Annotated in this window: 11 protein-coding genes and 1 tRNA gene; 10 read left to right on the top strand and 2 right to left on the bottom strand. The window is 59.5% G+C overall.

Annotated elements, in window-relative coordinates:
- Positions 1 to 2 precede the first annotated feature (2 nt).
- Positions 3 to 78, top strand: a tRNA-Lys gene (locus tag HUJ17_RS00345).
- 195 nt (positions 79 to 273) lie between these two features.
- On the opposite strand, the gene HUJ17_RS00340 is transcribed toward HUJ17_RS00345, so the two are convergent.
- Positions 274 to 666, bottom strand: coding sequence for a DUF2493 domain-containing protein (locus tag HUJ17_RS00340; protein ID WP_290508856.1), 393 nt, complete (start codon positions 664 to 666; stop codon positions 274 to 276).
- Positions 667 to 836: 170 nt separating this feature from the next.
- Between HUJ17_RS00340 and HUJ17_RS00335 the strand changes: the two genes are divergently transcribed.
- The 7 genes from HUJ17_RS00335 (at position 837) to nadA (ending at position 8,600) form a co-directional block, all read left to right on the top strand.
- Positions 837 to 1,790, top strand: coding sequence for a DUF523 and DUF1722 domain-containing protein (locus tag HUJ17_RS00335; protein WP_290508855.1), 954 nt, complete (start codon positions 837 to 839; stop codon positions 1,788 to 1,790).
- Positions 1,787 to 2,668: a MerR family transcriptional regulator gene (locus HUJ17_RS00330; RefSeq protein ID WP_290508854.1), complete on the top strand. Its 882-nt coding sequence runs from the start codon at positions 1,787 to 1,789 to the stop codon at positions 2,666 to 2,668. Before HUJ17_RS00335 ends, HUJ17_RS00330 begins: the two co-directional genes overlap by 4 nt.
- A complete protein-coding gene (locus HUJ17_RS00325; protein ID WP_290508853.1) occupies positions 2,665 to 4,125 on the top strand; it encodes a deoxyribodipyrimidine photo-lyase in 1,461 nt (486 codons plus the stop codon). Before HUJ17_RS00330 ends, HUJ17_RS00325 begins: the two co-directional genes overlap by 4 nt.
- On the top strand, positions 4,122 to 5,375 hold the full coding sequence (locus HUJ17_RS00320) for an FAD-dependent oxidoreductase (RefSeq protein ID WP_290508852.1): 1,254 nt from the start codon (positions 4,122 to 4,124) through the stop codon (positions 5,373 to 5,375). Before HUJ17_RS00325 ends, HUJ17_RS00320 begins: the two co-directional genes overlap by 4 nt.
- The gene (locus tag HUJ17_RS00315) at positions 5,372 to 6,139 is read left to right on the top strand and encodes a DUF1365 domain-containing protein (protein WP_290508851.1); all 768 of its coding nucleotides are present in this window, start codon (positions 5,372 to 5,374) and stop codon (positions 6,137 to 6,139) included. The genes HUJ17_RS00320 and HUJ17_RS00315 overlap by 4 nt, the downstream gene beginning before the upstream one ends.
- 73 nt (positions 6,140 to 6,212) lie before the next feature.
- A complete protein-coding gene (locus HUJ17_RS00310; RefSeq protein WP_366470844.1) occupies positions 6,213 to 7,403 on the top strand; it encodes a cyclopropane-fatty-acyl-phospholipid synthase family protein in 1,191 nt (396 codons plus the stop codon).
- Positions 7,404 to 7,550: 147 nt separating this feature from the next.
- On the top strand, positions 7,551 to 8,600 hold the full coding sequence (gene nadA / locus HUJ17_RS00305; protein WP_290508849.1) for a quinolinate synthase NadA: 1,050 nt from the start codon (positions 7,551 to 7,553) through the stop codon (positions 8,598 to 8,600).
- A 19-nt stretch (positions 8,601 to 8,619) separates the two neighbouring features.
- Here nadA and HUJ17_RS00300 read toward each other — a convergent pair whose 3' ends face one another.
- Positions 8,620 to 10,050 carry a M48 family metalloprotease gene (locus HUJ17_RS00300; RefSeq protein ID WP_290508848.1) on the bottom strand — a complete coding sequence of 477 codons (1,431 nt, stop codon included), beginning with the start codon at positions 10,048 to 10,050 and terminating at the stop codon, positions 8,620 to 8,622.
- A 107-nt stretch (positions 10,051 to 10,157) separates the two neighbouring features.
- On the opposite strand from HUJ17_RS00300, the gene HUJ17_RS00295 reads away from it, so the two are divergent.
- Together HUJ17_RS00295 and HUJ17_RS00290 are read left to right on the top strand one after the other, a co-directional pair.
- On the top strand, positions 10,158 to 10,406 hold the full coding sequence (locus HUJ17_RS00295) for a sulfurtransferase TusA family protein (RefSeq protein WP_290508847.1): 249 nt from the start codon (positions 10,158 to 10,160) through the stop codon (positions 10,404 to 10,406).
- A partial coding sequence (locus HUJ17_RS00290; protein WP_290508846.1) for an AI-2E family transporter occupies positions 10,406 to 11,469 on the top strand: 1,064 nt, incomplete at its 3' end. The genes HUJ17_RS00295 and HUJ17_RS00290, both read left to right, overlap by 1 nt.

The raw sequence follows: 11,469 nt of genomic DNA, 5'->3' as shown, positions 1-11,469 counted from the left end.
GCGGGTCGTTAGCTCAGTTGGTAGAGCAGTTGGCTTTTAACCAATTGGTCGCTGGTTCGAATCCAGCACGACCCACCAAATTTAAAAGGGCTCGCCTACGGCGGGCCCTTTTTCGTTTCAGCCCTGTCCCGATTCCCTTCTTTTGTTCTCCCGTCGACACGTCTTGGTCTCGGCAAAACCCGATTTTCACCACAGAGGTCACAGAGGACACAGAGGTTATGCACTTTCCTCAGTGAACTCTGTGCCCTCTGTGGTGAAACAGATTTCTGGCCTTCAGCGGGCCACCAGCCCCTGGGCCGTGGGCAGGCCGTCTTCGCCATCCAGGGCCGGCTGCCAGACGGGCAGGCCGGCATCCTCAGCCAGTTGAATCATATTGGCGGTACCACGACCACCGGGGAAGGCCACCACTGCCTGGGGGCGACCGTGATGGAGCATGCGGCGGTTGCGCATGGGGCCGGCCGCACGGCCGTGGGCCACCCAGTTGGCCGGATAGCTGACCTGGTCGATACCGCTGTCATGGGCCCACTGGCTGGCCAGTCGATCTGCGCCACTGGCATTGCCGTGGATCAGCAGGCTGAAGGTGTTGTCCCGCAGCAGCCGTTCCAGGCTGCGGGTCAGTAATGCCTGGTCGGAAAAATCCCGACCGCCGCACACAAGAATACGCATTTCACTGTCCATATGATCAGTTTTTCGGGCAGTATAAAGAGTGCCGACCGGGATTGCACCTGCGGGGGAAGCTGCAGGTCAGAGCCTGATTGGAAGCTTCACGGGTTGTTGACTGTACACAGGTCTAAACTTGTACAAGCATAATTTCTTGTACAGGTATGAGGTGGCACATGATCAGCTCTGCAAAAATCCCGGTCGGCATCAGCGCCTGTTTGCTGGGCATGGAAGTGCGCCACGACAAGGGGCACAAACATTCCCGTTACTGCACTGGCGTTTTGTCCCGCTATTTCGAGTTTCGTTCCCTGTGCCCTGAAATGGGCGCGGGGCTGAGTGCCCCTCGCAAGGCCATGCACCTCACCGAGCAAAACGGCGCATTGCGGCTGATCACCACCGATGGGCTACGTGACCATACCGACCTGATGCAGGATTTCATCGCCCGCGCCATGCCCTCTCTGGCAACGCTGCGGGGGTATATCCTGATGGCCAAATCCCCAAGTTGCGGCATGGAGCGTATCCGGGTCTATAACGATGATGGCCATGTGCAGCATCGTGATGCCAGCGGCCTGTTTGCCGCAGCCCTGCAGACCCACTATCCGCTTATGCCCCTGGAAGAAGAAGGCAGACTCAATGACGACACCCTGCGGGAAAATTTCATCGAAAGGGTGTTCCTCTACGATGACTGGTGCCAGCTCCGTGAACATGGGCTGACGGCCCAGCGGCTTATCGACTTCCACAGCCGACACAAATTCCAGCTGCTGGCCCATTGCCAAAAAACCTACCGTCAGCTGGGGCCACTGCTTAGCGATCTGAAAGCCAGGCCGCTGGAGGAGATCGCCGAGGAATACATCCACGGCCTGATGGCCGCCATGAAGAAGCGGGTATCCCGTGGCGCCCATGTGAACACCCTGCAGCATCTGGCGGGTTTCCTGCGCGAGGGGTTGAGCGATACTGATCGGGCCTTGATCAATGAGCAGATCGAGGCCTACCTGCGCGAGGAGGTGCCGCTGATTGTGCCCATGACCCTGCTGCGCGGTGGTATGCGCAAGGTGCCGCAACCGTATCTGGAAAAACAGGGCTACCTGTCCCCCTATCCGGATGATCTGGGGTTGAGGAACCGGGTGTGAGCGATGCGCTGACCATTCAGCAGGCCAGTGAGCAGTGTGGCGTTAACCCGGTGACCCTGCGTGCCTGGGAACGCCGCTACGGCCTGCTGAAACCGGAACGCACCGCCAAGGGGCATCGACGCTACCGGTCCGCCGAGGTGGAACAGATCCGGCGTATTGTCCACTGGGTGGAAAAGGGGGTGCCCATCAGCCAGGTGGCTTCCCTGCTGTCAGGGGAGCAGGAACCGCCGCTGGCAGCAGATAACAGCATGCCCTGGACCCAGGCCCGGCAGGACGCCCTGCAGGCCCTGGAAGCCATGAACGTGCGCCGTCTGGAGCAACTGATCAACCGGTTACTGGCCGATTACAGCCATGGTCAGGTCATCCGCGAACTCACTGACCCCCTGCGTGAGCAGCTTGCCGTCAGTGCCTCCCTGTCTGCCCATCTGGCCCTGCTGGAAGCGGTGCTGACTCAGAAGTGGGCGGCACGGGCCCTGTCCCTGTCCCCCAGACGCCGAGAGTTCGGCTGGTTGCTGGTGCCAGTGGGCGATGCCCTGCCGGCTCTGGAGCTGGCCATGGTGTTGCAACGGCCCCTGTGGTGTCTGCAGCGAGGTGTGGATATGGATGCCCTGACGGCGTTGCTGGCTGACCGTCAGCGCTGTGGCGTTCTCTGGGTGATGGACCACAGGCCCAGCGCCAGTCAGCGCCAGCGTTTCTGGTCACAGCGGTCCTTGCCCTGGCCTGCAGCCTGCTGGGGCAGGGTGGTGGACACGCCACCGGCTACCGTCACCAGGTTGACCGGCGACCGTCAGGCGGTGACCGAGCAGCTGCTGGCATTGGAAGCGATGGACAGAACGGCAGGTGTGACGACGGTGGAAGACAACGGGGGGACCCCATGAATCTGGTCTGGTATCGCAACGACCTGCGCGTCCATGGGCACCGTGCCCTACAGCAGGCGCTGGAGCAGGATGAAACGGTGATAGCGGTGTACTGCCTGTGTGAGCAACAGTGGGACACCCATGAAGTGGCGCCGTTGCGTCGCTGGTATGTGCTGCAAAGTCTGCTTGAATTGGGCGAAGCCCTGGCAGACCGTGGTGTGGATCTGCATGTGCTGGATGCCGGCGACTTTGCCGCCGTGCCAGCGTTGATGGCCGACTTTGTGGGGGAGCACGGGATTGATCGTCTCTTCTGTAGCCGCGAGTACCCGCTTAACGAACTGAACCGGGACCGGGCGGTGGCCCAGGCGCTGGAGCCGCAGGGGGTGAAGATAACCGGCTTTGATGACAGCGTGCTGGTGCCCCCGCGTACCCTGAACACCGGCAAGGGTACGCCATACACGGTTTTCAGCGCCTATAAGAAACGCTGGGATGTGTGGCTCGATGGCCACTTTGAGCCGGTGGCCCCATTGCCTGCAGCTCGCGCCGCTAACGGCCGCTTTGTAGGCAAGGGTGTAGTGGAAAGCGCACTCAAAAAGCTGACAGTGGCTGATACGCTGACCCGTCACTGGCAACCGGGGGAAGCGGCGGCCCTGAAACAACTGGATCACTTTGCCGAGCATCACCTGGCCGGTTACCGCAAGCACCGGGACTTTCCCGCCGAGCCTGCCACCAGTGGGCTTTCTGCGGCCCTTTCGGCTGGCACTCTGTCACCGGCCAGCTGTTACCGGGCGGCGACCCGGGCCATGGCCGATGCGGGTGCCCGGGATGGCGCCGCCTGCTGGATTGGCGAGCTGGCCTGGCGGGATTTCTACCGCCAGATCATGGCCCGTTTCCCAAGGGTCAGTCGCGGTGGCGCGTTTCGGCCGGAAACCGAGTTGCTGCAGTGGTCCCGGGACCCTGACTTGTTCCAGGCCTGGTGCGAGGGCCGCACCGGCTACCCGCTGGTGGATGCGGCCATGCGGCAACTGGTGGCCACTGGCTGGATGCACAACCGTCTGCGCATGGTGACGGCCATGTTTCTCAGCAAGCATTTGTGGCTGGACTGGCGGCTGGGGGAGAGCTTTTTCATGCAGCACCTGATCGACGGGGATTTTGCTGCCAATAATGGCGGCTGGCAGTGGAGTGCGTCCTCTGGTACCGATGCGGTGCCGTATTTCCGGGTCTTCAATCCCGTACGCCAGAGCCAGCGTTTCGATGCCCAGGGGCAGTTTATCGCCCGCTGGGTGCCGGAATTGCGTGAGCTGGATAACAAGACCGTCCACGAACCCTGGAAGCAGCCTTTACTGGCGCCCGACTATCCGCCACCGGTGGTGCCCCATGCCGGTGTGCGCGAGCGGGTCACCGAGGCCTTCAAGGCCGCCAAGGCCCAGTACGACGACAGTCACCACAGCCCCACTAGCAAAAAGGAACAGGCATGAGTCAGCGTATTGCCATCGTCGGCGCCGGTATCAGTGGCCTCACCGCCGCCTGGTATCTGTCCCGGCACCATCAGGTGGACGTCTTCGAGGCCAACGATTATCTCGGTGGCCACACCTGCACCGTACCGGTGAGCCGGGAACATGGTGATTACGCCATCGATGTGGGCTTTATCGTTTTCAATGACCGCACCTATCCCAACTATCTGCGCCTGCTGGATGAACTGGGCCTGCAGGGCAAGCCCACCGCCATGGGGTTTGCGGTCAGTGACCAGCGCAACGGGCTGGAATATTGCGGTGACGGACTGGGCGGTATTTTTGCCCAGAAACGCAACCTGCTGAGCCCGTCCCACTGGCGCTTTATCGGCGACATTCTGCGTTTCAATCGCCATGCTCCCGGGTTGCTGGACAGTGAGGCGGGAGAAATGCCGCTGGGGGAATACCTGCGGCGTCACGGTTACGGGGAGCGTTTCTGCCGGGATTATATTCTCGCCATGGGTGGGGCTATCTGGTCCTGTTCTCTGGAGCAGATGGAAGTGTTCCCGGCAAAGTTCTTCATCCGCTTTTTCCAGAATCATGGACTGCTGTCGCTGACCAACCGACCCCAGTGGTATGTGGTGCCCGGGGGCTCCAACCAGTATGTGGCTCCTCTGGTGGAGCAGTGTTCAGCCCGTTTTCATACCCGTTCAGCGGTCAGTGCAGTTCGCCGCCATGAGCAGGGTGTCACCCTCACGGTGAACGGTGAACAGCAAACGTTTGATCAGGTAATTCTTGCCTGCCACAGCGATCAGGCCCTGGCTTTGCTTGCCGATCCGGACAGCCGAGAAGGCGATTGCCTGTCACGGCTTGGTTATCAGGATAACGAGGTGGTGCTGCATACGGATATCCGTCTGTTGCCCCGGCGGCAGCGAGTCTGGTCGAGCTGGAATGCCCTGTTGTTCGATGATGATCAGGAGCGCGTACAGGTGACCTATGACATGAATATTCTGCAGGGTATCCAGGCACCGGAAACCTTCTGTGTGACGCTTAACGCCACGGACAAGATTGACCCGGAGAAGGTCATTGCCCGCTATCACTTTGCCCATCCGCTGTTCACTCCTGACACGGTGGCGGCTCGCGAAGCACTGCTTGCGGACAATGGTGAAAGGCGCACCTGGTATGCCGGAGCATGGTGTCGCAATGGCTTCCATGAAGACGGCGTGGTGTCGGCCCTGGATGTGGTGCGGGCATTGTCCCCGGAGTCTGTGCCGTGATTACCCAGGCGATAGCAAGGGGCAAGGTCTGGCATCAGCGTCTGGTGCCGTTCCGCCATGGGTTCCACTACCCGCTGTGGCTAGTCTGGTGTGATCTGGCGGAGGTGGACGCAATGTTGGCAAAGCATTCTGGCTGGGGCCGTCGTTGGCGGCCAGTGGTGTTCCGTGACAGTGATTTTGTGGATGCTCGCCCGGACAAACTGGAAGACAAGGTCCGTGAAAAGGCGACAGCGCTGGGCCTGGAATGGTCTGGGGGCAGGGTGGTGATGCTGGGCCAGTGGCGCACCTTGGGGACGTTGTTCAATCCGCTGGTGTTGTATCTGCATTTTCCCGAAGACAGCGATCAGCCGGACAGCATGTTGGCTGAAGTACAAAACACCCCCTGGCGTGAGCGCCATTTCTACCCTCTGAACCTGCAAAAAAACGAACAAGGGGGTTGGCAGGTAAGTCACCCCAAGGCTTTCCATGTGTCCCCCTTTCTGCCCATGGCGCTGAATTATCACTGGGATCTTCACGTGGCTTTACCCGGCTTACGCCTAGTCTTGGAAGACAGAAAGGAAGATCAGGTCGTTTTCGTGGCAGGTTTGCAGCTGAATTTGCAGGAAGCCAGCAGTCGCACAATGGGAACGGTGGTCTTCCGGTTCGGCGCCCAGGGATTGGCTACGTTGCGTGCCATTTACTGGCAGGCATTCCGGCTCTGGCGCAAAGGGGCAAGGTTCCATTCTCACCCCGGCAAAAACAGTAACAATCGGTACGGAGATTGACCGCATGCTGTCTGGCGAAAAAGCCACAACAAATTCATTACAACACAGTGTGACAATCAGCTGGCCACAGTCCGTGGCTCGCAAGTTGGTGCTGGCTCGGCTCAATGCGTTGCCGCATGGCGCTCTTCGTATTCACGAACCCGATGGCAATCAGGTCATTCTCGGCAGCAATTCTCACAGCGAAGCGGCCATTATCCGTCTGCGTGATTGGCGCACCTATACCATGATGATGAGTGGCGGTGCCCTGGGTGCGGCAGAAGCTTACATGGAAAAAGGCTGGGATAGCCCGGACTTAGTGGCAGTAATCCGTTACTTTGCCGCCAACGTAGACGCCATGAAAGCCCTGGAAGGTGGCATGGCATTGTTGTCCCGGCCGGCCCTGAAAATGCTGCACCGCTATAACCGTAATTCCCTGCAGGGTTCACGTCGCAACATCTCTGCCCACTATGATCTGGGCAACGATTTCTTCAGCCTGTTCCTCGATCGCAGCATGATGTACTCCAGTGCGGTGTTTCCCCGTCCGGATGCCCCGCTGGAAGAAGCCTCCGACTACAAGCTGGAAAAAATCTGCCAGTACCTGTCACTGGCGCCAGGTATGACCTTGCTGGAAATCGGCACTGGCTGGGGCGGTCTCGCCATTCATGCGGCCAAGCATCATGGCGTTCAGGTCACCACCACCACCATTTCCCGGGAGCAGGCCCGCCATGCCCGTGAAAGGGTTCAGGCTGAGGGGCTTGAGGGTAGAGTGACGGTGCTGGAAGAGGATTATCGGGAGCTCACCGGTCAGTATGATCGTGTGGTCTCCGTGGAAATGATCGAAGCAGTGGGAGCGGAGTTTTTGCCGAGCTATTTTCAGGTGCTCGGAGAAAGGCTCAAACCGGATGGCAAACTGGTATTGCAGGCCATTACTGTGCCGGACCAGCGCTACGAGCATGCCCGCAAGCAGGTCGACTTCATTAAACGCTATATCTTCCCTGGCGGCTTCCTGCCCAGCGTGTCGGTGATGTGCCAGCATTTGACAGATCATACCCGCATGGTCGCCACGGAGCTTCACGACATCGGACATGACTACGCGCTGACCCTGAATCACTGGCGTCAGCGTTTTCTCGCGAACTTGCCAAAAGTCCGTGAGTTGGGTTTTGACGAGCGTTTTATCCGTATGTGGGATTACTACCTTTGCTACTGCGAAGGGGCGTTCCTGGAGCGAGCCATCAGTACCGTGCATCTGGTTGCCGCCGGCCCTGACTACCGTCCGGGATCTTGAAAAGCCGCCCGTCCGGGCGCATTTTAACCCTTAAGGGTATCCACGCGGCGCCGCCCCGGCGCTACGTTGTGGTATTATGCCCGCCCTGATTTTCTGGTTATTACCTAAGTTATTGATATCAGGGGGAAACCCCGGGCGGTGAAGCCAATGACTGCAGAGGCACAAGCACTGGTACAGGCCCATTTGGCCAAGGTGGTACACGAAGACTCGCTCAGCGAGGATCAGCGTGCATCCTACCGCCAGCGCATTAAGGAATTGTTACGCCAGCGCGACGCGGTACTGGTGGCCCACTACTATACCGATCCCGAAATTCAGTCCCTGGCGGAAGAAACCGGTGGCTGCGTGTCCGATTCCCTGGAAATGGCCCGCTTCGGCAAGGAGCACCCGGCGTCCACTCTTATCGTGGCCGGGGTCAAGTTCATGGGCGAGACCGCCAAGATTCTCAGCCCGGAAAAACGCGTTTTCATGCCTACCCTGGAAGCGACTTGCTCGCTGGATATCGGCTGTCCCGAGGACGAATTTGCCGATTTCTGTGATCAGCACCCGGATCGCACCGTGGTGGTGTACGCCAATACCTCGGCGGCGGTGAAAGCCCGCGCCGACTGGGTTGTCACGTCCTCTATTGCGGTGGAGCTGATTGAGCATCTGGACCGCAACGGTGAAAAAATCCTCTGGGCCCCGGACAAGCACCTGGGCAGCTATGTGCGCGACAAGTCCGGTGCCGATGTACTGTGCTGGGATGGCGCCTGCATCGTGCATGAGGAATTCAAGGCCAAGGGGCTGCAGGATCTGAAAGCGGCCTACCCGGACGCTGCCATTCTGGTACACCCGGAGTCGCCGGCGCCGGTGGTGGAAATGGCGGATGTGGTGGGCTCTACCTCGCAGCTGATCAAGGCGGCCTGCGAGATGGATAACGACGCATTCATCGTCGCTACCGACAAGGGCATCTTCTACAAGATGCAGCAACTTGCTCCGGGCAAAACCTTCCTGGAAGCGCCCACTGCCGGCTCCGGTGCCACCTGCCGCAGCTGTGCCCACTGTCCGTGGATGGCCATGAACGGTCTGCAGAACATGCTGGCTGTGCTGGAAGACGATAATGGCATGGGCCAGGAGATCTTTGTGGATCCGGATCTGGCGGAAAAAGCCATGGTGCCACTCAATCGCATGCTGGACTTCGGGACGTCGCTGAAAAAATAACGTCTGACGCCGGGCGTTATCAGAACCTTTCTTCCGATAACGCCTTCATGGTTTGCAGCCGGCCATTGAGCTTGCTGTACAACGCAAAATCATTCTCCGCATCACGCAGCGCATATTCCATCTGCTGCATGGCCTGCTGATCCCTGCCACGCAGGAACTGGCTCTCTGCCCGTGCATGCAGTGCCCGCACCTTGTCGCCGCTGTTGCCATAGGCGTCGGCGGCAAGCTCCCAGATATAGGGGTTGTTGGAGCGCTGGTTGAGTAATGGTTTGAGTACCGGCAGAGCCCGGGCCGGTTGTTCGCTTCTCAACAATGCCTTGCTCATCAGAATGGATGCTGGGTAATTGTCCGGAGAAAGATCCAGTACTCGTTCAGCCTGACTGATGGCTTGAGCGTAATCCCCTTCGTCCAGTGCCACTTCCACCAGCCCGAGCCGGAACCACAGCTGGTCCGGGTGTTCCTCGGCCAGCGCTTGCATGATTTTTCTGGCCTGGCCAAAGCGGTCGGCACGCAGATAACTCAGTGCCAGCCCGTAGCGGGCTGCCTGCAAGCCCAGGGCGTTACGTTCGTTGCTGTATCGCTGGAAGTGGTCGATGGCGTGGTTGTCGCCCTGAATAAAAGCAGCCTGGAGTCGGGCCTGCACCAGAAGAAAATGTAATGAGGAATTCATTCGTGGTGAGGGCAGGGAGCGTGCCCGGGAGCGGCTGTCGGCGATTCGACTTTCGGTCACCGGGTGAGTGAGCAGAAATTCGGGAGGGTCGCCGGCAAAGCGCTGGTTATTGTGCATACGCTCAAAGAAACGAGGCATGGCATCCGGGTCCATGCCTGCGGCGGCCAGGGTCTGCATGCCCACCCGGTCCGCTTCCCGCTCGTTCTGGCGGGAATAAGCCAGCTGTGCCTGAATGGCGCCGGCCTGGGTGGCAGCGATACCGGCCATACCCGCTTCGCCATCGCCGGCAATGGCCACCGCCAGGCTGGCGAGCATGGCGGCCAGCACGGCGGTGTTCATCTTTTTCGAGTCCAGATAACGGCGGGCAAAATGCCGCTGGCTGACGTGGGCAATTTCGTGGGCTACCACGCCGCCTACTTCGTCTTCGTCGCGGGCATTGAGGAACAGCCCGGCGTTAAGACCGATCACCCCGCCGGGTACCGCAAAGGCGTTAATCTGGCGGCTGTTGATGACCACGATTTCCAGATTGGGCTCTTTCAGATCGCTGTAGGAGGCAAGGCGGTAGACCAGGCTTTCCACATACTCCTGTACCAGCGGATCGGACATGATTGAGGTCTGCCCACGCAGGCCGCGCAGCCAGCTCCTGCCCAGCCGGTATTCCTGGTCGGCGGACATAAGCGCGGCAGTAGGGTCACCGAGAACCGGCAAGTCGTCGTTGGCGCTGGTGGCTGCCAGGGTGCAACAACTCATCAATAAGAGCGTGCGTAGCAAAAACTTCAAGTAGGTGCTCCCGTGATTATTTGTGCTGGCCGACACAGGCCGGCCCTTATTCCATAGCCGGGTTGTGACTATAATGCCGGTAGACTAGAGACGAATGAAGCGCCCGTATGAGCGATCAGCCTATCGACCTGCAGATTGATGCCTCCAGCCTGCAATGTCCCATGCCATTGCTGAAGACCCGGCAGGCGCTGAGGCATCTGAAACCGGGGCAACTACTGGAGGTTATCGCCACCGACGCCGCTTCCGCCGACGACATTCCTGCCTATTTGAGACAATCCTGCCACGAGCTGGTTCGCATGGACGAAAATAAGGGCCACTATGCCTTTGTGATTCGCCGCGGCGAACAGGAGAGCTGATGTTACGTATCCTCAAGAACTGGTCTGAAAAGTACTTCTCCGACGAGGAGGCGGTGTATCTGCTGGTGGTATTGCTGGCCGCCGGACTGGTGATCCTGTTTTTCGGTGGCATGTTGGCGCCGGTGCTGGCCGCCATTGTGATTGCCTATCTGATGCAGGGGCTGGTGGCCGGGCTGGAGCGCAAGGGCATGCGGCGTCTGCTGGCAGTAAACCTGGTGTTCACCCTGTTCCTGGGTTTGCTGATCGCCACCCTGGTGGTATTGCTGCCCATGGTCTGGCGCCAGACCCTGCTGCTGGTGCAGGACCAGTTACCCCATTTGCTCAAGAACGGAGAAAGCTGGCTGAGGCAGTTGCCGGAACATTACCCGGAAGTGATCTCCATGGAGCAGGTCAATTCCATCGTTGCGGTGATCCAGCGACAGGTGGCAGAAGCCGGTCAGGGGGTGCTGACGCTGTCACTGGCATCCATCCCCAACCTGGTGGAGGTGATGGTGTTTCTGGTGCTGTTGCCGTTGCTGGTGTTCTTTTTCCTCAAGGATAGGGAAGCGATTATCGGCTGGATGATGCGCTTTTTGCCCAGACGTCGCCGGATTCTTGATCATGTCTGGCATGAAATGGATGACCAGATCGCCAACTATGTCCGCGGCAAGGCCATCGAGATATTGTTGGTGGGCAGCGTCACCTTCATCGCGTTTCTGTTGCTGGGCATGCACTACACTGTGCTGTTGGCGGTGCTGGTGGGGTTGTCCGTGGTGGTGCCCTACATCGGTGCTACCGTGGTGACACTACCGGTGGCTGTGGCCGCCTATGTACAGTTTGGCTGGAGTGGGGATTTTGCCCTGGTGATGGTGATTTACGGTGTCATCCAGTTCATTGATGGCAATATTCTGGTGCCGCTGCTGTTCTCCGAGGCGGTGAACCTGCACCCGGTGGCAATCATTACTGCCATCCTGCTGTTCGGCGGCCTGTGGGGCCTGTGGGGTGTCTTCTTTGCCATTCCCCTGGCGACCCTGATCAAGGCGGTGATCAATGCCTGGCCCCGGCAGGCGGATTACCCTGATGC

Source organism: Alcanivorax sp., assembly GCF_014762765.1.
Taxonomy (GTDB): domain Bacteria; phylum Pseudomonadota; class Gammaproteobacteria; order Pseudomonadales; family Alcanivoracaceae; genus Alcanivorax.
This window is presented reverse-complemented; position numbering and strand designations above follow the sequence as displayed.